This window comes from Deinococcus carri (assembly GCF_039545055.1).
Lineage (GTDB): Bacteria > Deinococcota > Deinococci > Deinococcales > Deinococcaceae > Deinococcus > Deinococcus carri.
Genome location: NZ_BAABRP010000012.1, coordinates 17,274 through 37,163 on the forward strand (window position 1 = coordinate 17,274; position 19,890 = coordinate 37,163).

At 71.9% G+C, this 19,890-nt stretch carries 20 protein-coding genes and 1 riboswitch; of the genes, 11 read left to right on the top strand and 9 right to left on the bottom strand.

What is annotated here, in order from left to right; translation table 11 throughout:
• Nucleotides 1-20 precede the first annotated feature (20 nt).
• On the bottom strand, nt 21-728 hold the full coding sequence (locus ABEA67_RS13700; RefSeq protein ID WP_345466119.1) for a HepT-like ribonuclease domain-containing protein: 708 nt from the start codon (nt 726-728) through the stop codon (nt 21-23).
• A gap of 172 nt (nt 729-900) precedes the next feature.
• Between ABEA67_RS13700 and ABEA67_RS13705 the strand changes: the two genes are divergently transcribed.
• Genes ABEA67_RS13705 through ABEA67_RS13715 form a run of 3 tightly spaced genes read left to right on the top strand, consistent with a single transcriptional unit; the run spans nt 901 to nt 2,999 of the window.
• Complete coding sequence (locus tag ABEA67_RS13705; protein WP_345466121.1) at nt 901-1,758, top strand: ankyrin repeat domain-containing protein; 858 nt, start codon at nt 901-903, stop codon at nt 1,756-1,758.
• Nucleotides 1,759-1,791: 33 nt separating this feature from the next.
• The gene (locus ABEA67_RS13710; protein WP_345466124.1) at nt 1,792-2,175 is read left to right on the top strand and encodes a 4'-phosphopantetheinyl transferase superfamily protein; all 384 of its coding nucleotides are present in this window, start codon (nt 1,792-1,794) and stop codon (nt 2,173-2,175) included.
• Nucleotides 2,175-2,999, top strand: a complete 825-nt coding sequence (locus ABEA67_RS13715; protein ID WP_345466297.1) for a Cof-type HAD-IIB family hydrolase — start codon at nt 2,175-2,177, stop codon at nt 2,997-2,999. The genes ABEA67_RS13710 and ABEA67_RS13715 overlap by 1 nt, the downstream gene beginning before the upstream one ends.
• 52 nt (nt 3,000-3,051) lie before the next feature.
• On the opposite strand, the gene ABEA67_RS13720 is transcribed toward ABEA67_RS13715, so the two are convergent.
• Genes ABEA67_RS13720 through ABEA67_RS13735 form a run of 4 tightly spaced genes read right to left on the bottom strand, consistent with a single transcriptional unit; the run spans nt 3,052 to nt 6,991 of the window.
• Complete coding sequence (locus ABEA67_RS13720; RefSeq protein WP_345466127.1) at nt 3,052-4,692, bottom strand: MDR family MFS transporter; 1,641 nt, start codon at nt 4,690-4,692, stop codon at nt 3,052-3,054.
• Nucleotides 4,689-5,189, bottom strand: a complete 501-nt coding sequence (locus ABEA67_RS13725) for a MarR family winged helix-turn-helix transcriptional regulator (RefSeq protein ID WP_345466129.1) — start codon at nt 5,187-5,189, stop codon at nt 4,689-4,691. The genes ABEA67_RS13720 and ABEA67_RS13725 overlap by 4 nt, the downstream gene beginning before the upstream one ends.
• A 16-nt stretch (nt 5,190-5,205) precedes the next feature.
• Nucleotides 5,206-5,691: an NUDIX domain-containing protein gene (locus ABEA67_RS13730; protein ID WP_345466132.1), complete on the bottom strand. Its 486-nt coding sequence runs from the start codon at nt 5,689-5,691 to the stop codon at nt 5,206-5,208.
• Between the two features lie 16 nt (nt 5,692-5,707).
• The gene (locus ABEA67_RS13735) at nt 5,708-6,991 is read right to left on the bottom strand and encodes a CynX/NimT family MFS transporter (RefSeq protein WP_345466134.1); all 1,284 of its coding nucleotides are present in this window, start codon (nt 6,989-6,991) and stop codon (nt 5,708-5,710) included.
• An 83-nt stretch (nt 6,992-7,074) separates the two neighbouring features.
• A riboswitch (TPP riboswitch) is annotated at nt 7,075-7,178 on the top strand.
• Nucleotides 7,179-7,240: 62 nt separating this feature from the next.
• Between ABEA67_RS13735 and ABEA67_RS13740 the strand changes: the two genes are divergently transcribed.
• The 5 genes from ABEA67_RS13740 (at nt 7,241) to ABEA67_RS13760 (ending at nt 12,740) form a co-directional block, all read left to right on the top strand.
• Nucleotides 7,241-8,296 carry a thiamine ABC transporter substrate-binding protein gene (locus tag ABEA67_RS13740; protein ID WP_345466137.1) on the top strand — a complete coding sequence of 352 codons (1,056 nt, stop codon included), beginning with the start codon at nt 7,241-7,243 and terminating at the stop codon, nt 8,294-8,296.
• A 94-nt stretch (nt 8,297-8,390) separates the two neighbouring features.
• Nucleotides 8,391-9,941, top strand: coding sequence for an ABC transporter permease (locus tag ABEA67_RS13745; protein ID WP_345466139.1), 1,551 nt, complete (start codon nt 8,391-8,393; stop codon nt 9,939-9,941).
• Nucleotides 9,938-11,143, top strand: coding sequence for a serine hydrolase (locus tag ABEA67_RS13750; protein WP_345466141.1), 1,206 nt, complete (start codon nt 9,938-9,940; stop codon nt 11,141-11,143). The genes ABEA67_RS13745 and ABEA67_RS13750 overlap by 4 nt, the downstream gene beginning before the upstream one ends.
• Entirely contained in the window at nt 11,140-12,108 is a 969-nt protein-coding gene (locus tag ABEA67_RS13755; protein WP_345466143.1) for an ABC transporter ATP-binding protein, read from the top strand. The genes ABEA67_RS13750 and ABEA67_RS13755 overlap by 4 nt, the downstream gene beginning before the upstream one ends.
• Nucleotides 12,105-12,740: a thiamine diphosphokinase gene (locus tag ABEA67_RS13760; RefSeq protein ID WP_345466145.1), complete on the top strand. Its 636-nt coding sequence runs from the start codon at nt 12,105-12,107 to the stop codon at nt 12,738-12,740. Before ABEA67_RS13755 ends, ABEA67_RS13760 begins: the two co-directional genes overlap by 4 nt.
• Before the next feature lie 3 nt (nt 12,741-12,743).
• Here the strand turns inward: ABEA67_RS13760 and ABEA67_RS13765 are convergent, their stop codons facing one another.
• The 3 genes from ABEA67_RS13765 to ABEA67_RS13775 all read right to left on the bottom strand — a co-directional run bounded on the left by ABEA67_RS13765 (nt 12,744) and on the right by ABEA67_RS13775 (nt 15,809).
• The gene (locus tag ABEA67_RS13765) at nt 12,744-13,412 is read right to left on the bottom strand and encodes an amino acid ABC transporter permease (protein WP_345466148.1); all 669 of its coding nucleotides are present in this window, start codon (nt 13,410-13,412) and stop codon (nt 12,744-12,746) included.
• Between the two features lie 108 nt (nt 13,413-13,520).
• Nucleotides 13,521-14,291, bottom strand: a complete 771-nt coding sequence (locus ABEA67_RS13770) for a transporter substrate-binding domain-containing protein (protein ID WP_345466150.1) — start codon at nt 14,289-14,291, stop codon at nt 13,521-13,523.
• A gap of 105 nt (nt 14,292-14,396) precedes the next feature.
• Nucleotides 14,397-15,809: an alpha/beta hydrolase family protein gene (locus ABEA67_RS13775; protein ID WP_345466152.1), complete on the bottom strand. Its 1,413-nt coding sequence runs from the start codon at nt 15,807-15,809 to the stop codon at nt 14,397-14,399.
• A gap of 205 nt (nt 15,810-16,014) precedes the next feature.
• Here ABEA67_RS13775 and ABEA67_RS13780 point away from each other — a divergent pair, with 205 nt between their 5' ends.
• The 3 genes from ABEA67_RS13780 (at nt 16,015) to ABEA67_RS13790 (ending at nt 18,582) form a co-directional block, all read left to right on the top strand.
• Entirely contained in the window at nt 16,015-16,662 is a 648-nt protein-coding gene (locus ABEA67_RS13780) for a hypothetical protein (RefSeq protein WP_345466154.1), read from the top strand.
• A gap of 154 nt (nt 16,663-16,816) precedes the next feature.
• Nucleotides 16,817-18,157, top strand: coding sequence for a glutamate-1-semialdehyde 2,1-aminomutase (gene hemL, locus ABEA67_RS13785; protein ID WP_345466156.1), 1,341 nt, complete (start codon nt 16,817-16,819; stop codon nt 18,155-18,157).
• Nucleotides 18,154-18,582 carry a CoA-binding protein gene (locus ABEA67_RS13790; RefSeq protein WP_345466158.1) on the top strand — a complete coding sequence of 143 codons (429 nt, stop codon included), beginning with the start codon at nt 18,154-18,156 and terminating at the stop codon, nt 18,580-18,582. The genes hemL and ABEA67_RS13790 overlap by 4 nt, the downstream gene beginning before the upstream one ends.
• A 97-nt stretch (nt 18,583-18,679) precedes the next feature.
• On the opposite strand, the gene ABEA67_RS13795 is transcribed toward ABEA67_RS13790, so the two are convergent.
• Nucleotides 18,680-19,876, bottom strand: coding sequence for a molybdopterin molybdotransferase MoeA (locus tag ABEA67_RS13795; RefSeq protein ID WP_345466160.1), 1,197 nt, complete (start codon nt 19,874-19,876; stop codon nt 18,680-18,682).
• Between the last annotated feature and the right edge of the window lie 14 nt (nt 19,877-19,890).

A 19,890-nucleotide genomic window follows, 5' to 3' on the forward strand; every position in this document is an offset into this window, starting at 1 on the left:
AGCCTCCGCTTGCCCATGCCCTACAACCCACGTTCCACATCCTCTCCCCCGTCCGCCAGCGCCTGAAGCGCGGGCCGCAGGGCGGGCAGTTCCACCCGCGCGGTGTGCCACACCAGCGCCGGGTCGATGCCGAAGTAATCGTGCGCGACGAGGTTCCGCACCTCGCGCAGCAGCGCCCAGGGCACTTCGGGCGTCCCCTCCTGCACACTCTGCGGAATGAACTTGGTCGTCTCGCCCAGCCGGGTGAGGTTGTGCAGCACGGCGTCCCGCGTGCGCTCGTCGGCCAGGAAGGTGGTGAGGGTGTGGGCCTGGGTGTACGCCGTCACCCGGTCCACCGCGTCCAGCAGGTCATACACCCGCCAGCGCCAGCGTTTGCGGCGGTGGGTGGCGGGCGGGGGGACCGGCACGTGCCGCACATCCACCGCGTCGGCCAGAATCTCGGCGCGCAGCGGGGCCTTAAGCGCCCCCTCGGTCAGCACGTCCACCCGGCGGCCCAGCAGGACCTCGAAGACTTCCCTGGCCCGCATCAGATCCAGCAGGCCCGCCTCGCCCGCGAAGTCCACCAGCAGGTCGATGTCGGCGGAGTGGTCAGCCTCGCCCCGCGCCACCGAGCCGAACACCCGCACGCGCGTGACCCCCACGGCCCGCCACTGCGCCTCGCCGGCACGCAACAGGCCCGCGATGGTGGGCAGGCGCAGGTCGGGAAAGAGGGCGGGAGGCGGGGTCACCACACCGGGGAAGATAGAGCCGCCAGGCTTCCCACACCTGAGAAACCCCTGCTCCAGAGCACGCTCCCACCCGCAGGGGGAAGCGCGGTCCTCCCGTGGGCGCTTAAACTGCCTGTCAGGTTCTCCCGTCGCCGCGTTTCAGCGCCTGCCCCTGCGCTCCTGGAGGTTTTCCATGCGTTCTGCTCGTGCTCCCCTGCTTCTGTGTGTCGCCGCCCTGTGGTCCGCCGCCAGCGCACAACTCGGGCCGGAACTGCGGGACGCGGCGGACACCGGGAATGTCGCCCTGATTCGCCAGCTGCTGGCCCAGGGCGCGGACGTGAACGCGGCCAGCAGCGCCACCGGCTGGACCCCGCTGATGCTGGCCGTCTACAAGAACCGCGTGGAGGCCGCGCGGCTCCTGCTGGACAACGGCGCGGACGCCCGGCTCCGCAACCGGGATGGGCAGACCGCGCTGGACCTCGCCAACCTCTTCAGCAGCATTGACCCCCAGCTCAAGGCGCTGCTCCAGAGTGCGGTACAGGGCACCTATGCCCGGCGGCCAACTCAGGTCGTGGCGGTGACGCCCCGCAGTGCGGTCGCCACGCCTGCCCCGGCCCCAGTTGCTCCTACCACCGGGCCAGTGCCCGCTCCGGCCCGCCCCGCGCAGGAACCGGTGGTGGGGCCAGCGGTCCCGGCGGCCACCGGGGTCCGTCCGGCTCCGGGCCGCTACCAGGCCACCGTGACCAACCAGAAGGGCCAGCGCATCATGTTCACGGTGAACGCGGCAGGAGAACTGGCGGACGTGCGCTGGGAAGGCACCTACCGCTGCAAAAGTGGCCGCAGCCGGACGGAAGGCTACACCGCCCCCGGCACCCTGCCTGTCGCAAACGGCGTCTTCAACGGCGCACTGAACGAGCCGAAGGGCCGGATGTGGTTCGGGCTGACCGGGAGCTTCACGGCCCCCGGCAAGGTGTCCGGCATGCTGCGCGTCGCCTACGCGGGCGGCGAGTGCGACACGTTCCGCATGGAATTCACCGCCACGAGAGTCTGAAGTGGGGACGGTCTATGTCACCATGCTTCCCGGATGATTGTCGCCATCGGACACGACCTGATTGAAATCGAGCGCATTCGGGGGATGCTCGCGCGGGAGGGGAAACGGGCGGAGAAGCTGTTCGCACCGACCGAACTCGCCTACTGCGCCCGGCTGGCCGACCCCGCCCCCTCCCTGGCGGCCCGCTTCGCCGCGAAGGAGGCGTTTCAGAAGGTCTGGCCGCGCCCCCACGGCTGGCGCGACGTGTGGGTGGAGCGGGAGCGCACGCCGGACGGCCCCTTTCCCTTCGCGCCGCCGGTGCTGGGCTTCGCGCCCGAGATTGCGACCGAGATGGAAGAACGCGGCTGGGTGGCCCACCTGACCCTGACGCACACCAAGGAACACGCCTCAGCCGTCGTGGTGCTGGAGGCGCGGTGATTCGCCTCATCGCCACGGACCTCGACGGCACGCTGCTGCGCCCCGACCTGACCGTGAGCGCCCGGACGCGGGCGGCCCTGGCCGCGGCGCGGGCCGCCGGAATCCAGGTGGTCCCGGTGACGGCCCGGCAGCCGCGAGGGGTCCGGCCCATCGCGGAGGCCGCGGGCTTTGCCGACTACGCCCTGTGCGGCAACGGCGCGCACGGCGTTCACCTGGGCACGGGCGAGACGCTCTTCGAGGCCCACGTGCCGGAGGCGGTGCAGCGGGCCGTGGCGGAAGCCCTCGCCGCGCGGGTGCCCGGCGTGCTGTTCGTCAGTGTGCGCGAGGGCGGCGAGGTCTTTGTGGCGCAGGACGGCTACGCGGCCATCGCCCACTTCGAGGACCACAAGCGCGAGCCGGGCGAGATGGGCACCTTCACCCTGGACGACGTGCTGGCCCGCCCCAGCCTGAAGTTCATCGTGCGGCACGCGGCCCTCACGCCGCGCGAACTGCTGGCCGAGGTGCGGGCGCTGGGGCTGGGCGGCTTCGCGGTCACGCATTCCGGCGCGCCCTTTCTGGAGGTGCTGGCCGAGGGCGTCAGCAAGGCGTGGGGCCTGGAGCGGCTCTGCGCGCGGCTGGGCATCGCGCGGGAGGAGGTGCTGGCCTTCGGGGACGCGCCCAACGATGCCGAGATGCTCGCCTGGGCCGGGCGCGGCGTGGCGATGGGCAACGCGGAACCGGAAGCGCTGGAGGTGGCCGACGAGGTGACGCGGACGAATGCCCAGGACGGCGTGGCGCTGGTCATCGAGCGAGTGCTGCGAGAGCAGGCCCACTGCCTGACCTGAACGAGAAAGGGACGCCCATGCAGAGCGTCCCCCGAGGGCTGCGTTTCCCGGCTCAGTCCGTCGCTGCCGCCTGCTGTCCCCGACCTTCCCCTTCCACCCGCACCCCGGCCTTTCGCCCGACCAGGGGCCGCTCGGGCATCAGGACCGTGACCAGGAAGGCCACCGCGACCAGCAGGCCCGCAATCAGGAACACGTGGTCAATCGCGCCCGCCATCACCCCGCGCAGGGCCGTCAGGATGGGGGCCACCAGGTCGGCGTGGCCCAGACGGGCCAGGGCGGCTTCCAGTTGCCCGGTGGCCTGCGGGCTGGACAGCACGTTCGGATTGGCGATGGCGTCCTGCACGGGCACGGGCAGCCGGGCGGCCTCAGGCGGCAGCTTCGCGGCGAGGTTCTGCGCCAGTTGCGCGTTCACCAGCGCCCCGAACAGGCTGACGGCCAGAGTGCCGCCAATCTGCCGGAAGAACTGGTTGCCGCTGGTGGCGCTGCCGAGCTGGTCACGCGGCGCGGCGTTCTGCACCGCGAGCGTGAGCTGGCTGTTCACCGGGCCGAGGCCCAGGCCCAGCAGCACCATCAACCCGACGGCCATCCACAGCGGGGTCGTGGTGCCCAGGGTCGTGCTGAGCAGCAGGGCGGCGGTGGCGACCAGCGCGCCGCCCACGATGAGGATCTTGTAGCGCCCGGTGCGGCTGACGATCTGCCCACTGAGGGTGCTCGTGACAATCAGGCCGAACATCAGCGGCGTGAGGGCCAGGCCGCTGCCGCTGGCGCTGCTGCCGCGCACGCCCTGCATGTAGAGGGGCAAGTACAGAATCGCGGCGTACATCCCCGCGCTGGTCAGGAAACCCGCCAGGCTGGCGAGCGAGATGGCCGGGTCGCGCAGCAGCCGCAGGTTCAGGATGGGCTGTTCCTGATGACGGCTGTGCCACACGTACCACCCGCCCAGCACCAGCGTGCCCGCCAGCAGGCCCAGGATGCGCGCGCTGCCCCAGGCATAGGTGCCGCCACCCCACGAGAGCGCCAGCGTGAGCGTAATCACGGCTCCGGCCAGCAGCAGCGCCCCCAAGGCATCGAAGTGGCGGTGGGTGCGCGGCCCGGTGGGTGCGGGCATCCGGAAGAAACGGCCCACGAAGTACAGCGCCAGCAGTGCGAAGGGCACGTTCACGAAAAAGACGCTGCGCCAGCCCAGGTGGTCGGTCAGGAAGCCGCCGACCAGCGGTCCCACCACGCTGCTGATGCCCCAGACCGCGCCGGTGTAGCCCTGGTAGCGCCCGCGCTCGATGGGCGTGAAGAGGTCGGCAATCGCCGTGAAGCTCATCGCCATCAGGGTGCCGCCGCCGATGCCCTGGAGGGCACGCAGCGCGATCAGTTGCCCCATGCTCTGCACGAAGCCCAGCAGCACGCTGCCCACGGCGAAGACGACGATGCCCAGCAGAATCAGCGGGCGGCGGCCATAACGGTCGCTGATGGTGCCCACGATGGGCACGGTGATGGTGGTCGCCAGCGAATACGCGGTAAAGGCCCAGGCATACAGGTGAAACCCGCCCAGGTCCGAAATCACGCGCGGCATGGCGCTGCCGACCACGGTCATGTTCAAGCTGGAGAGAAACAGCACCGTCAGGATGCCGACGAAGGCCAGGATCTTGTCACGGTGGGTCAGGCCTGCGCCAGCGGGTGAGGCGACGGGAGCGGTCATGCGCCTACCTCCTCGCGGGCCGGCGTTTCAGCGCGCGGCTTCCCAGCGTGCAGGGCGAGGGCGGCCTCCAGCCCCTCCAGCGCCAGGAGTGCGGCGTGCACCTGCGCGGGCGGCAGGTGGCCGAACTGCGCTCGCACGATGTCGTGGGCCGCGGCGCGGGTGCGGGCGCGGGCCATCTCGCCTGCCGGGGTCAGGCGCAGGCGCTGCCGGCGGAGGTCACCGGGGTCGGGTACCCGCTCCAGCAGGCCCTGCCCGGCCAGCTTGGTCACGATGCGCGTGACGGTGGGGGCGGGCAGGCGGTGGTGTTCGGCCACCGCGCCGGGCGTCTCCAGCCCGTCCATCACCGCGCCCAGCACCAGCACTTCCTTGGTGTTGAGGTTCACCGCCTGTTCCAGCGGCTCGTCCAGCGCCTGCCGGAAATGCCGCGAGAGCCGCAGCGTGTGCCGGACCAGCCGGTACACCTCGTCCTGCGAAAAGGAGGAATGGGAAGAAGTCATTTCAACTGAAAGTATTTCATCTGGAAGGAGAACTGTCATCCTCCTGTCCCACTGGGGGGAACAGCCGCAAACCCGCCAGCCCGTCCCGCTGCTCGGAGAGGTGCACCCCCTGCACCAGATGCGCCCTCAGCACGCCGGGCAGCCAGGGGAGGCAGTCCGGCGGGAGGGACTCCGGGCTGAACCAGGCCACCTCCGACGTCTCGGGGGAGGTGTGGGGACGGCCTTCCCACGTCTGCGCCAGGAACAGGAAGTCGGTGCCCACGACCCCTTCCAGGTCGTAGCGGCTCACGCCCAGGAACCGCAGGGTCGCCGGGTCCACGCGCACCCCGACCTCTTCGCGGGCCTCGCGCGCCGCCGCCTCGGCCAGGCCCTCGCCCGGCTCCACGTGGCCGCCGGGCAGGCCCCAGAGGCCCTCGCCGTAGGACACGCCCGCGCGGCGGCCCAGCAGCACGTGCCCTTCCCGGTCCAGAAGCACCAGCCAGGCCACCAGATGAAAGGTCATGGCCCAGGGTAATGGCTCAGGGGAAACGCCGGGGCCGGCTCGCCAGCAGCCCCGTCACGAGCGTCAGGCCCGTGCCCACGAGCAGGAAGCCCAGGGGCGCGTTCCAGCCGTGCGTGCGGTCGTGCAGCGCCCCGAAGATGAACGGCCCCGTCGCGGCCAGCAGGTAGCCGAAGCCCTGTGCCAGCGCCGAGAGCTGCGGCACCTGCGCCGGGTGCGCGGCCCGCTGCGCGATGAAGACCAGGGCCAGCGGGAAAGTGCTGCCGCACCCCGCCCCCAGCAGCAGAATCCAGGGCAGCGGCCACCCCGGCGCGAGCAGCAGCCCCAGCAGCCCCGCGCCGATCAGCGCCGCGGCCCCCGCCACCAGCAGGGAGGGCTTCCGCAGCCGCGCGGCCAGGACCGGCACCACCAGCGTGAAGGGCAGTTGCACCACGTTCCCGGCCGCAAGCAGCAGGCCACCCGCGGCGGCGCTCAGCCCGTGGTCCTGAAGCACGCGCGGGAGCCACGTCAGCCAGGTGAAGAACACCAGCCCCTGAAAGCCCATGAACAGCGTCACGGGGAGGGCGTAGGGGTTGCGCCACACCGAGGCCCCCTGCCCGGTGGCCCGCTCGTGCGTCTGCCGCCCGAACAGGGCCGGGAGCCAGGCCAGCACGCCCGCCACCGCCAGCCACACCCATACGCCCAGGGAGGCCCGCCAGGAGCCGCCCAGCGCGGTTCGCAGCGGCACCGCCAGCCCGGAGGCCAGCGCCGCGCCGCTCACCACTGCCAGCGTGTAGACGCCCGTCATCAGGCCGACCCGCTCGGGAAAGTCGCGCTTGACCAGGCTGGGCAGCAGCACGTTGATGACGGCGATGCCCGCCCCGACCAGCACCGTGCCCAGCAGAATCCAGGGCAGGGACGGCCCCACCCGCAGCAGCGCCCCGACCCCGATGACGGCGGTGCTAGCCAGAATCACCGTCTCGGAACTGCGCCGCCGGGTCAGCAGTGGGGCCAGCGGCGCGAGCAGGCCCCAGCACAGCAGCGGAATGGTGGTCAGCAGGCCGGCGGTGGCCGCGTTCACCCGCAACTCCGCCTGAATCTGCGCCAGCAGCGGCCCGAACCCGGCGATGGTCGGGCGCAGGTTGAGCGCCACCAGCACGAGGCCCAGAATCAGCCAGACGCGCGGTGGGCGGCGTGGGCGCGCGGGGGCAGGCTGCGGCCCCCGCTCCTCCTGTCCGGTGTCCTGTGGTCTGGAATACATGGTCCTCCCGCCCGGTGTTGCCCGGAATCCGTCCATGATGCCCGCCTGGCCGCCGAACGTCACACTGACCAGCGTGACTTATTCCGGCCACCAGCCCCGGTGAGGTCCCCCCTCCTCGCGGGGCCGCGCCGCTGCTATCCTGTCTCCCGCGTCACCGGGGGTGCCCCTGCCACATCGGCATGGGCTGAGAAACACCCCAAAGAACCTGATCCGGGTCATACCGGCGGAGGGAGCGTGACGGGGCAGACCACAGACCCGGTCCAGAGCCGATGCCCCCAACCTCTCCCCTTCGTGACGCGAGGGGGACTTTTTATGTTCAAACAAGTCATGTTCAAGAAGGCACTGCTGCTCGGCCTGCTGCTCGCGGGCGCGGCCCACGCCCAGCCCGCACCGACCACCCTGACGGTCATCACCCACGATTCCTTCGACGTGGATAAGAAGCTGGTCGCGCAGTTCGAGCAGGCCAACCATGCCCGCGTGCGCTTCGTGAAGGGTGGCGACGCCGGGGAACTGCTCAACCGCCTCATCCTGACGCGCCGCGCCCCGCTGGCCGACGTGGTGTACGGCCTGGACAACACGTTGCTGCCCCGCGCGAGGGCTGCCGGGATTCTGGAGGCGTACAAGTCCCCGAACCTCGCCCGTGTTCCCGCCGCCGACCGCCTGGACGACGCGGGCCTGCTGAACACGGTGGACCGGGGCCTGGTGGCGCTGAACTACGACCGGGCCGCCTGGGCGAAGACAGGTCTGCCCCTCCCGAAAAGCCTGGACGACCTGAAAAAGCCCCAGTATGCCCGGCTGACCGTCGTGCCTTCCCCGGCGACCAGCAGCCCCGGCCTGGCCTTTTTGCTCGCCACCGTAAACCACTACGGCGAGGCGGGCGCGTGGGCGTGGTGGCGCGAGGCGCGTGCCAACGGCCTCAAGGTCACGCGCGGCTGGTCGGACGCCTATGAAAAGGACTTCAGCAAGAACGGCGGCCGCTCCCCCATCGTGCTGAGCTACGCCAGCAGCCCCGCCGCCGAGGTGTTCTACGCCGACGGCTACGACCCCCGGAAGCTCCCGGCGCAGTCGCCCACCGCCAACCTCTTCCTGCCCGGCAGCACCTTCCGGCAGCTCGAAGGCGTGGGCGTGCTCAGGGGCGCGAAGCAGCCCGAGCTGGCCCGCAAGTTCGTGGACTTCATGCTGAGTGCGCCCGTGCAGGCCGACATCCCCACCCGCATGTGGGTCTACCCCGCCGTGAGCGGCGTCCCGCTGGACCCCGTCTTCCGGTTCGCCGGGCAGCCGGAGGTACCCGCCGTCAAACCGGAAGTCCTCGCCAACCCGCAGCGGCTGGTGGATGCCTGGGTCAACAACGTGCTGCGGGCGCGGTAGGAGGGGGCGCGGTGCGCGGGAAGCGGGAGGCGGTGGGGGTGGGGCGGTCCCTCCACAGCCTCGGTGGTTCGGCCCGGCTCTACGCCTCTCGGCCATGACCCTCTCGCCCACGCTGCGGGGCTGGCTCCTCGCGCTGCCTCCCCTCCTCTTCCTGGGGCTGCTGCTCGCGCTGCCGCTGGGCCGCACCCTGGCCGAGGGCGGGGTGAACCTGGGCATCTGGCGTGACCCCTACTTCTTGGGGCGGCTGGGCTGGACGCTGGGGCAGGCCAGCGGGACGGCCCTGCTCGCGCTGGCGGTCGGGGGGCCATTGGCCTATCTGCTGTCCCGTTACGACGTGCCCGGCAAGAGGGCGCTGCTGCGCGTGCTGCTGCTGCCCTTCGTGACCCCGACGCTGGTGGCGGTGCTGGGCATCACGGCGCTGCTGGGGCCGCGCGGCTGGCTGAGCGGGCCGCTAGGCCTGGACCTGGAGGGCACGCCCGCCCTGCTGATCTTCGGGAACCTCTTTTTCAACCTGCCGGTAATGGTGCGCCTGGCCCACGGGGGCTTCTCGCGGGTGCCCCCTGCCCTGATAGGGGCCGCGCGGACGCTGGGGGCCTCGGGGCTGCGGGCCGCGCTGTCGGTGGCGCTGCCGCTGGCGTTGCCGGGCCTGATGGCCGGGTTCATCCTGGTGTTCCTGTACTCGGCGCTGAGCTTCGGGCTGCCGCTGGCGCTGGGCGGCGAGCGGTACGCGACGCTGGAGGTGGAAATCTACACCCTGACCGCCTACCAGCTCCGGCTGAGCGAGGCGAGCGCCCTGATTGCCGGGCAACTGCTGCTCACGCTGGCGGCGACGTGGGCCTACGTGCGGCTGCTGCGGGGGGGAACGGGCGTGCCCGCGAATAACCTTCCCCCGGCGCGGGGCGCAGCGGCGCTGCTGCTGTGGTCACTCGTGGCGCTGGTGCTGCTGATCTGCTTCGGGCCGCTGGTGGCGGTGGTCGTCCGCGGCCTGCTGGGGTCGGGCGGCCCCACGCTGGGCTACTGGCGGGGCGTCCTGACCGACCCCGACACGCCGCTGCTGCTGGGCAACACGGTGCGCTTCGGGCTGCTGGCCCTGGCCGGGGCCGCCCTGCTGGGCACGCTGCACGCCCTGGGCGCGTGGCTGGCGCGGTCGCGCACGCTGGACCTGCTCTCGCTGCTGCCGCTGATGGTGTCGCCGGTCAGCCTGGCGGTGGGCTACCTGCTGGCCTACCCGGCCCTCTCGGCCACACTGCCGATGCTGATCGCGGCCTACACGCTGCTGGGGTTTCCGCTGGTCACGCGCAGCGTGCTGCCCGCGCTGCGTGCCCTGCCCCCGCGCACGCTGGAAGCGGCCCGCACGCTGGGCGCGACAGCCCTGGCCGCGCACCGCACGGTCACGCTGCCCCTCACCCTTCCGGCGCTGCGGGGCGGGGCGGCCCTCGCGCTGGCGACGGTACTGGGCGAGTTCGGCGCGACGCTGGTGCTGACGCGGCCCGAGTGGGCCACCCTCAGCGTGGGTCTGTACGAGCGGCTGGGCCGCCCCGGCGAACGCAACCTGGGCGAGGCATGCGCGCTGGCGACGGTGCTGCTGCTGCTCGCGGGCCTGAGCTTCACGCTGCTGGACGGCGGCGAGGGGGAGGTGACGTGACCGCCCGCCGCACGCGGCACAATGACCCGGTGCGCCCCCCCGTGTCCGTCCTTCCCGCGCCGCGCCGCGCGGCCCGCTGGCCGGCGGCCCTGGCCCTCCTCCTGTTGTGCCCCCCGGCGGGTGCCCTCGGCACGCCGGCTCCCCTCCCGCCCGGCCTGACGGAAGCCCCGGCGCTGGCCTGCCAGGAAGCGCCCGACCCAGCAGGCGGCCCGCGGCCCTTCCTGTCCTCGGTCCCCGCGCGGCCCCTGCCGGACGGCGTCACGGGCCGGGTGGCCTTTTACGCGGCCGTGTACGGCCCGGACGGCCAGCCCCTGCGGGACGTGCGGCTGGGCGACGTGGACGCCCTGCACCCGCTGGCGAGCGCCTTCAAGTCGCTGGTGGTGCGGGCGGCCTTGCAGGAGGTGGACGCCGGAAGGCTCACGCTGGGTACGCAGCTCGAAACGACGCCGGGGCGGCGCAGCATCGAGCGGTATCCGGCGGGCCGCAACACGCTGGAGCAACTCGCCCGCTTCGCGCTGGTGCGCAGCGACAACACCGCCAGCGACATCCTGCACCTGGCGGCCGGCCCCGAGCGGGTGGCGCGCGCCGTGGCCGCCCTGAGCGCCTGCACCCACATTCTGCACACCACCAAGGCGTTGTGGGCCGCCCAGGCGGGCCTGCTGCCCGACGTGTTCCGCCCCGGCACGGACGCCGCCCGGTACGCCGCGCTGCCGCTGGAAGAACGTCTGCCGGTCGCGCAGGCCCTCAACCGCCGGGCGCAGGACCTTACCGGGCCGCAGGTGGAGACAGCCCTCGACCGCTACTTTCACGGTCAGGGCTACGACCCCGCGCTGGAACTCGCCTTGCAGAACACCAGCACCGCACGGGCCTACGCGGGCCTGCTGGCCCGGACCCTGCCCGGCAATGACCTGAAGCCCACCATCCGCCGCCTGTTCCGGGCCTGGCTCGCGGACGGCTGCTGCAAACCCGCCCACCCCACGCTCCCCGCGACGTTCTGGGGGGCCAAGGCGGGCAGCGGTTGGCGCATCCTCACGCTGACGGGGGCCGCGGAACTCCCCGGCGGCCAGGTGCTCGCCTACGCCTACCTCAACGATCAGAGCGGCACGCTGGACGCCGAGGACATGGAGCGCCAGATTCCGGCTGTGGTGCGCTGGCTGGACGCGACCCTCACGGCGCTGGCCGCGGGCGGACCGACCCCGTGAACGCCCTGAGCGTGGTCCACCTCGCCAAAGCCTTCGGGAACGTGCCGGCAGTGGTGGACCTGTCCCTCAGCGTCGCCCCAGGCGAGACCGTCGCCCTGCTGGGTCCCAGCGGCTGCGGCAAAAGCACCGTGCTGCGCTGCGTGGCGGGCCTGGAACGCCCGGACGCGGGGCAGGTCTGCATCGGGGGCCGGGACATGACGGCCCTCCCGCCGGAGGCGCGGCACGTCGGGCTGGTGTTTCAGGATTACGCCCTCTTCCCGCACCTGAGCGTGCTGGGCAACGTGGCCTACGGCCCCCGGATGCGTGGCGCGCGGCGGACTGAGGCGGAGGCGCGGGCGCGCGAGGCCCTCGCGCTGGTGGGCCTGGAGGCGCTGGCGGCCCGCCGGACCACCGAACTCTCCGGCGGGCAGGCGCAGCGGGTGGCGCTGGCGCGGGCGGTGGCAACGGGTTCGCCCCTGCTGCTGCTCGACGAGCCGCTCAGCAACCTGGACGAGCAACTGCGGGCACGGCTGCGGGCGGACCTGCGCGACCTGTTCGCCCGGCTGGGGGCGGGCGTGCTGCTCGTGACCCACGACCAGCGGGAGGCGCTGGCGGTGGCCGCGCGGGTGGCGGTGATGCGCGCGGGCCGGCTGGTGCAGGTGGGCGCGGCGGGGGAGGTCTTCGCGCGGCCCGCGACGGCGTGGGTGGCCGCCTTCTTGGGACACGCCAACGTGCTGCCCGGCCCCGGCGGCACCGCCCGCCTCATTCCCGAGGACGCCGTGCGGCTGGGCGAGGGGGAAGCCTTCCCCGTCACGGCCCGGCAGACCACCGACACCGGGACGGAGGTGATGGTGGGCCACCCCCTCGGTCCCCTCACGCTGCACCTCAGCCCGCGCGAGGCGGCGGACATCTGCGGGGGAAGGCTGCGCCTGACGGTGGACCCAGCACGCGTGCTGACGCTCCCCGACGACCGGGAGACGGCGTGACGGCCTGGATTCTGGTCGGCGGGCGGCTGGTGCCGACGCCCGCGCTGCTGGCCCTCCCCCGCCCCGACTTCGTGGTGGCCGCCGACAGCGGGGCACGGCACGCGGCGGCGCTGGGCGTGCCGGTAGACGCCTGGGTGGGCGACTTCGATTCCTCGGGCGGGCTGAGCCTGGAGGTCCCGCGCGAGGTTCACCCGACCGCCAAGGACGAGACGGACGCGGAACTGGCCGTGCGGCTGGCCCGCGAGCGGGGCGCGACCCGGCTGGTCTTCCTGGGGGCCTTCGGTGGCCGCTTCGACCATGCGGCGGCGCTGGTGCTGGGCGGCGTACGCCTCGCGCGGGAGGGCCTCCACGTCGTCCTGCACAGCGGCGACGAGAGTGGGCAACCGCTGCTGCCGGGTGCGGCGGTGGCCCTGGACCTCCCCCCCGGCGCGACCCTCAGCGTGCTGGCCCTGAGCGACCTGCGCGGCCTGACCCTGACCGGCGTGCGCTGGCCCCTCGCGGGAGCCGACGTGCCGCTGGGCAGCGGGTGGACGGTCAGCAACGAGGCGGCGGGCGGCCCGGTCAGGGCGAGTCTGGAAGGCGGGCTGGCGCTGGTGACCGTTCTGCATGGCGGGGAAGCCCACCTGCCGTGAGGCTCAGGCTGCGCTGGTCCGGTAAGGCCGGTTCAGGCGGCGTTCCAGCAGCCGGAACAGCCGCGCCGCCACATTGGACAGCAGGAAATAGATCAGGGCGACGGCCAGGTACAGCGGCACCGGCTGGTAGGTAATGGACACCAATCCGCGCGTGGTCAGCAGCAGCTCCGAGACCGTGATGACGCTGGCGAGGCTGGAATCCTTGAGCAGCCCGATGAACTGGTTGCCCAGCGCAGGGACGGCGGTGCGGGCCGCCTGCGGAATCAGCACCAGCCGCAGCGTTTGCAGCGGCGTCAGGCCCAGCGCCCGCGCCGCGTCCACCTGGCCCCGGTCCACCGCGTTCAGGCTGCCCCGGATGATCTCGGCGGCGTAGGCCCCTGCAAAGAGACTCAGCCCCAACACCGCCGTGTTGAAGGCGGGCAGGCTCACCCCGGTCAGTTGCGGCAGGGCGAAAAACAGAAAGAACAGTTGCACCAGCAGCGGTGTGCCCCGGAAAATCTCAATGTAGGCACCCGCCAGCAGGCGCAGCGGGGCCAGGCGCGACATCCGCCCCAGCCCGGCCACCAGTCCCAGCAGCAGGCCGAACACGCTGGCGAGCAGCGTCAGCGAGAGCGTCAGTTGCGCGCCGCGCCACAGCGCCCGCAAGGCTTCGGGCGTAAAGACATCCTGCATCGTTTTTCCTCCTCGGTCGGAGCCAGCGTGCCTGCTCCTGGCTGCTTGCGCGCCACAGCAAAACAGACCGCGCGGGGAGTCGCACGGCCTGTCTTCCCCGGTCGGCTCTTATTTGGTGGGCACCGTGATGTCCGCGCCCAGGTATTTGAGGCTCAGACGCTTGAGCGTGCCGTCCGCGCGCATGGCGGCCAGCGCCTTTTCGACGGCGGCCTTGAGCTGCGGCTGGTTCTTGCCCAGGGTGATGTAGGGGTTGTCCTGCTGGAGTACCGGGCCGGCGGGCTTCAGCTTCTGCCCGTTCTTGATGGCGACGCTGCCCACGGTGCGCGTGGTGATCATGCCCGCCGCACGCCCGGCCCCCAGCGCCAGGAAGATTTCCTGCTCGCCGCTGTAGGTGGCGACATTGGGGTACTTCTGCTCACGCAGGAACTTCTCGAATACGGTGCCCTGCGCCACGGCCACGGGCTTGCCGCCCAGCCCGGCCAGGTTCTTCGCCGCCGAGCTGGCAGGCACGAACAGCTGGAAGCCGTCGTAGTAGTAGGGCTTGCTCAGGAAATCCACGGCCCGCTCGCGCTCGGGCGTCTTGCTCTGGGAGGCCACCGCGATATCGAACTGCCCGGCCTGCAAGCCCGCGATGATCGACGGGAACTCGGCCTTGATCAGCCGCGCCTTGACCCCCAGCCGCCGGGCAATTTCGCGCGCCACATCGGCGTCGAAGCCGGTCAGCGAGCCGTCGGGGGCCGGTTGCGAGAAGGGGGGATACTCGCCGCTCATCACGACGCGCAGCTCGCCGCTCTTTCTCACGTCCGCGAGGTCGGCGTGGGCGACAGAAACGCCAGCGAGGGTCAGGGCGGACAGCAGCAGAAGGTGTGGTTTAGGCATGAATCATCTCCTGTTCAACGCAATAGGGGGAACAGGTTGACCCTACCCCGTTCCCCGCCGCCCTGCCGAGAAGGTTTCCTTTAGTTGGTGTCGGGTCCTACATGTTCAGGGGGTGGGCGGGCAGGCGGCCACCCCGGTTCGCACGCCGCGGGTGAAGCGGCAGCCGTAGTTGGGATCGGCCACGGCCGCGGCGTTCAGCACGTCGTCCCCGGCGGGTTTGACCCCGGTTTTCTGCCAGGTCACGAGGTCGTTGAAGGCCTCCACGACTTCCGGGCCGGTGAACTCGCAGTGCCCGCCCGCGCGGATGGCCCGCTGCACCAGACGGTCGCCGTTGCCGTTCGCCTGGGCGGCCAGCCGGTAGAGCTGCTGATGCCGGAAGGGCACGTAGAGGTCGCCCAGCGTGTGCATGGTCAGGACGGGCACGCTGAATTCGCCATTGACGCGCGGCAGCCAGCGCAGACCGCCCGGCCGGGCCGCATTCGCGTTCGGGTTGGCGCTCCCGCGCAGAATCGCGGCGTTGAAGGCCACCTCGGCGGGCGTGGGGGTGGGGCCGTCGGTCCAGCGGTAGACGGTGTCCTTGTTGCCGTAGAAGTTCTTGTTCAGAACGCCGTTCAGTGTCCCATCCGAGCCGCCCGTGCTGAAGACCGCATTCTGGTAGGCCCCGAGGCGGAACCCCAGCTCGAACACGGGCCGGTCCCCCCCGGTCAGGCGGCGGGCAATCTCGCGCAGCTTGGCCCCCTGGCCCTCATTTTCCTGCCAGTAGGGGTCAGTCTGGCTGGTCGTGGTGTCGCTGAACAGCGCCGCCTTGATGTCGGGCAGCAGGGCCTGGTAGTCGCTCTGCGGGTAGCTGCGCGCGCCCAGCCCGGCCAGTTGCGCGGCGGCCGTGGTGTAGTCGCCCAGCCACTGAAACTCGTATTCCTCGTCCATCACGCCGCACAGGGGCAGGGCGGCGGCGTAGTTCACCTTGCTCTGCTCGGTGGCGAGCGTCTCCTTTTCCACGGCGGCCCCGGCGATGTGGCCGCCCATCGAGACGCCCATGATCAGGTACTTGTCCGGTGTCCGGTACTTGCCCTCGGTCAGCTTGCCAAAGGCCAGGGCCAGCGCGTTGGTGTCCTCCACCCCGGCGCGCACGTCGTAGTAGTTGGCCGAGTAGCTGCTGGCGGCCCAGGCGTACCCCTGAGCAATCAGATACTGGCGGATGGAGGGTGGGGCAACCGTCAGGTTCTCGCCCGTGCCCGCGTAGCCGTGCGCGTACATCACCAGCGTGCCGTTCCAGTTGTCGGGCACCTCGATCAGGTAACTGGCCGGCCCCTGGATGCCCGCATACTGCCCCTTGTAGAGGGTCGCCCCGGCCAGGGCGGTGGTCGCCGGGTCGGTGGCCTTGAAGGTGCGGGTGTCCTGCGGGCGCGTCTCGGCGGGCGTGATTGGCCCACCGCAACTGGCAAGGGCCAGGGCGCAGGCGAGCAGCGTCAGCGCGCGGACAGGGCGGGCAGCGGGGCGGGGCAGTGTACCGGTCATGGGGCCTCCAGCAAGGAAAAGGGGCGGCAGCCGCGCGGGCAGGGCGCAGACGGACGAAACCACGGGACCATAGGCTGTCGAGCGGGAAAACATCCGTATTTAAGGGCGCGGCTGTCGCCCCTGTCAACCTGTCCCCGGCCGGCCTGCCCTGGCCCGCCCGCGACTGCCGGGAACTTCCTTCCGCCTCCCCGCGTACCCTGGGGGCATGAGACGACGTGGACCCGGTTGCGGTTGCCTGGGGTGCGGGGGCGGCAGCCTGCTGGTGCTGGTGGTGCTGGGTGCCCTGGCCTGGTTCCTGGTGATTCAGCCCGCCCGCACCTTCCTGGAATCCTGGCGCGCCCCCGCCCAGACACAAACGCAGACCCAGACCGGCGGCAGCACCGCCACCCCCCCCGCCCCCACCGGCAACGTGAACGCGCCCCTCTCCCAGGCCGACGTGCAGCGGTTCGTGCGCGTGCGCGGGGCCATCCGCGATTCGCTGGGCACGCACTTCACCAACCTCCAGCAGGTCTGGACCGACATCCAGAACGGGCAGACGCCCAATGTGCTGACCATCGTGCGCGTGCTGGGCGACGCCGGAACCGCTATCGGCAACGCCCGGCAGGCGCAGGCCGCCGCCCTGGCCCGCGAGGGCATGAGCCTGGAGCGGTACGCCGCCGTCCGCAGCGCCGTGAACCGCTCCCTGGGCGTGCCCAACGTGGACTTCAGCCGCGCCGCCGAGGCCCTCCAGCGTGGCCGCCTCCCCGACCTGAACACCACGGTGCAGACGGCCACGCCCCAGGAACAGGCCCTGGTCGCCCCCTACCGCGCGAGGCTGACCGAGACGGCGGCGCTGGGGCTGCTGGGGTTGTAGGGAGCGGTCAGCGGACCAGCCGCCAGCGGCCAGCAGGGGAACGCGAACGATCTCGCCTCCCCTGCTGTTTCCACCTGGAGCAGGCGGGCGCTGCCCCCAGAAGTGTCGCTTCCCTTCCCGCGTGCCCTCATCAGGCTGCCGTAAGGTGGGCGGCATGACGACCCAGATTCTCCCTTCCACCACCCAGTCGGAGGCGCTGTTTGCCCGTGCGCGGGCCGTGACACCTGGCGGCGTGAACAGCCCGGTACGCGCCTTCCGGAGCGTGGGCGGCACCCCGCGCTTTATCCGCGAGGCGCACGGGGCGTACCTGACCGACGTGGACGGCCACCGCCTGCTGGACTACATCGGGTCCTGGGGGCCGATGATTCTGGGCCACGACCACCCGGCGGTGCGCGAGGCGATTGCGACAGCCCTCTCGCGCGGCACCAGTTTCGGCGCGCCAGGCGAGGGTGAGGTGCGCCTGGCCGAGACGGTCACGCGCCTGACCGGCGTGGACCGCGTGCGCTTCGTGAACAGCGGCACCGAGGCCACCATGAGCGCGCTGCGGCTGGCGCGGGGCTTTACCGGGCGCAAGTTCATCGTGAAGTTCCGGGGCAACTACCACGGCCACGCCGACGGCCTGCTGGTGGAGGCGGGCAGCGGGCTGCTGACGAACGCGGAAGGGGCGCTGGGCACCTCGGCCCCCAGCAGCGCGGGCGTGCCCGAGGAATACGCCCGCCTGACCCTGGTGAGCGAGTACAACGACCCGGCGGCCCTGGACGCCCTGCTGGCGGAGCGCGGCCATGAAATCGCGGCGGTGATTTTCGAGCCGGTGGTGGGCAACGCGGGCGTGCTGCTGCCCACGCCGGAGTTCCTGGCCGCCCTGCACCGCGTCCGTGAGAGGGGTGCGCTCCTGATTGCCGACGAGGTGATGACCGGGTTCCGCCTCTCGCTGCGCGGCGCGACGGGCCTGCTGGGCCTGACACCCGACCTGATCTGCTGGGGCAAGATCATCGGCGGGGGTCTGCCGGTGGGGGCCTACGGGGGCCGGGCGGACGTGATGGATTTCGTCTCCCCGCAGGGGCCGGTGTACCAGGCGGGCACGCTGAGCGGTAACCCGCTGGCGATGGCGGCGGGCCTCGCCACGCTGGAGGTGCTGGAGGGGGACCCCGGCCTCTACGCGCGGCTGGAGGCGTACACCTCGGCGCTGGCGGGGGGCCTGAGCGCGGCGGCGCGGGCGGCGGGCGTGCCCCTCAGCGTGAACCACATCGGCTCGATGCTGACGGCCTTTTTTCAGGATGCGCCCGACGGCTCCCTCCGCACCTACACGGACGCGGCGCGCAGCGACACCCAGGCCTTCGCCGCCTGGTTCCAGGGCCTGCTCGCGCGGGGCATCTACTGGGCACCCTCGCAATTCGAGAGCATTTTTGTGAGCGCCGCCCACACCGACACCGAACTGAACGCCACGCTGGACGCCGCCCGCAGCGCTTTCGCGGGCCTGGGGAGGAACGCATGACGAAATTGCAGCAGACCGCGGACGTGCTGCGCGTCCTGACTGACAACAAGGTCATCGCCGTGGTGGGCTTTCATCACGACCCGATGAAGGCCGCCTACTACGTCCCCGAGTACATGCACCGCCAGGGCTATACCATCATCCCCGTGAACCCGGCGCTGGCCGCCCGCGGCGAGAGCTTCTTCGGCCACAAGGCCGTCTCCACCCTGGCCGAGATCGGCACGCCCGTGGACGTGGTGGAAATCTTCCGCCGCAGCGACAAGGTGCGCGACCACCTCGCGGACATCCTGAACATGCAGCCCCTGCCCAGGGTGGTGTGGATGCAGCAGGGCATCCGCGACGAGGCCACCGCCCGCGCCCTGACCGAGCGCGGCATCGACGTGATTCAGGACCGCTGCATGCTGGCGGACCACCGGGCGTTGCTGTAGGGCGGCCAGCTTCCAGCCGTCAGCCGCCAGCAAAAAGCCGCCTCCGCTGAGGCTCAGGTGGCTTTTGCTGGTCGCTGGTGGCTGGAAGCTGGCCGCCCTACAGCAACACCACGTCCACATCCTCCCCTGCCCGCACGGCCCCGCCCTCCGGCACCACCACCAGCGCGTTGGCCTCACTCAGCGAGCGCAGGACGCCGCTGCCCTGTTTGCCGTAGTCGTGCACCTGCCCCTCGCGCAGAATCCCGCGCCAGAAGGCCATCTTGTCAGGCAGGCCCCGAAAGGGTGTGGCGGCCCGCAGCCGGAGCGTCTGCACGGGTTGCCCGGTCAGGGCAGGGCGCACGATGACCTGAAACACGACCAGGCTGCTGACCGGGTTGCCCGGCAGGCCGAATACCGGGAGGCCGTTCCAGCCGCCCAGCAGCGCGGGGCCACCGGGCCGCATCCGCACCTTCCAGAAGGCGACCTTTCCCCGCTCCAGCAGCAGGTCGCGCATGAAGTCGTATTTGCCCATGCTGACGCCCCCGCTCGTCAGCAGCACGTCCGCCCCGCCCGCCGCCGCGATGGCCCCCGTCAGGGCCTCGGGGCTGTCGGGGGCGTGGCCCAGGGCCAGCACCTCGCACCCGCATTCTTCGAGCATGGCTTGCAGGCCGAAGCGGTTGCTGTCGTACACCTGGCCGGGCCGCAGGGGAAGGCCGGGTTCGACCACCTCGTCGCCGGTCGAGAGCAGCGCGACGCGCAGGCGGCCGCGCACGGGCACCTCCGCATGGCCCAGGGCCGCCGCCAGTGCCACACGGGGCGGCGTGAAGGGCTGCCCCGCGCGCAACACGACCTCTCCGCTGCGGAAGTCCCCCCCCTCGTGCCGCACGTCGCCGGGGCTGGCGGGCCGGGCGAGGAGGACGTGATCGGGACCATCCTCGCTGAGCTGCTCGACCGGGCAGATGGCATCCGCTCCCCGCGGCAGGGGTGCCCCGGTGTAGATCCGGACGCACTCACCGGGGCCGACCGTTCCCCCAAAAGGCACGCCAGCGCGGCTCTCCCCCACCACGCGCAGACGCACGGGCGCGGCAGCCGCAGCGGTCAGGGTGTCGGCCGCGCGGGCAGCGATACCGTCCAGGGCGCTTTCGGTCGCGCTGGGGTGGCTGACCCTCGCGGCGAGGTCGGCGGCCAGGGTGCGCCCGCGGGCCTGGCCCAGCGGAACGATCTCGGTGCCGGGCGCAGGCAGCAGCGCGGCCAGCATCTCCCGCGCCTGCTCGACGCTGACGTGCATGGGGAAGTCGGGACGGTTGGGCAGCATGCGGGCAGCATAGG

Excerpts from the sequence above, each read along its gene's own strand:
- ABEA67_RS13730 (WP_345466132.1), bottom strand. The coding sequence starts at position 5,691 with ATGACCTTTCATCTGGTGGCCTGGCTGGTGCTTCTGGACCGGGAAGGG.
- ABEA67_RS13765 (WP_345466148.1), bottom strand. The coding sequence starts at position 13,412 with ATGCAGGATGTCTTTACGCCCGAAGCCTTGCGGGCGCTGTGGCGCGGC.
- ABEA67_RS13720 (WP_345466127.1), bottom strand. The coding sequence starts at position 4,692 with ATGACCGCTCCCGTCGCCTCACCCGCTGGCGCAGGCCTGACCCACCGT.
- ABEA67_RS13705 (WP_345466121.1), top strand. The coding sequence starts at position 901 with ATGCGTTCTGCTCGTGCTCCCCTGCTTCTGTGTGTCGCCGCCCTGTGG.
- ABEA67_RS13745 (WP_345466139.1), top strand. The coding sequence starts at position 8,391 with ATGACCCTCTCGCCCACGCTGCGGGGCTGGCTCCTCGCGCTGCCTCCC.
- ABEA67_RS13790 (WP_345466158.1), top strand. The coding sequence starts at position 18,154 with ATGACGAAATTGCAGCAGACCGCGGACGTGCTGCGCGTCCTGACTGAC.
- ABEA67_RS13770 (WP_345466150.1), bottom strand. The coding sequence starts at position 14,291 with ATGCCTAAACCACACCTTCTGCTGCTGTCCGCCCTGACCCTCGCTGGC.
- ABEA67_RS13775 (WP_345466152.1), bottom strand. The coding sequence starts at position 15,809 with ATGACCGGTACACTGCCCCGCCCCGCTGCCCGCCCTGTCCGCGCGCTG.
- hemL (WP_345466156.1), top strand. The coding sequence starts at position 16,817 with ATGACGACCCAGATTCTCCCTTCCACCACCCAGTCGGAGGCGCTGTTT.
- ABEA67_RS13780 (WP_345466154.1), top strand. The coding sequence starts at position 16,015 with ATGAGACGACGTGGACCCGGTTGCGGTTGCCTGGGGTGCGGGGGCGGC.
- ABEA67_RS13725 (WP_345466129.1), bottom strand. The coding sequence starts at position 5,189 with ATGACTTCTTCCCATTCCTCCTTTTCGCAGGACGAGGTGTACCGGCTG.
- ABEA67_RS13795 (WP_345466160.1), bottom strand. The coding sequence starts at position 19,876 with ATGCTGCCCAACCGTCCCGACTTCCCCATGCACGTCAGCGTCGAGCAG.
- ABEA67_RS13740 (WP_345466137.1), top strand. The coding sequence starts at position 7,241 with ATGTTCAAACAAGTCATGTTCAAGAAGGCACTGCTGCTCGGCCTGCTG.
- ABEA67_RS13710 (WP_345466124.1), top strand. The coding sequence starts at position 1,792 with ATGATTGTCGCCATCGGACACGACCTGATTGAAATCGAGCGCATTCGG.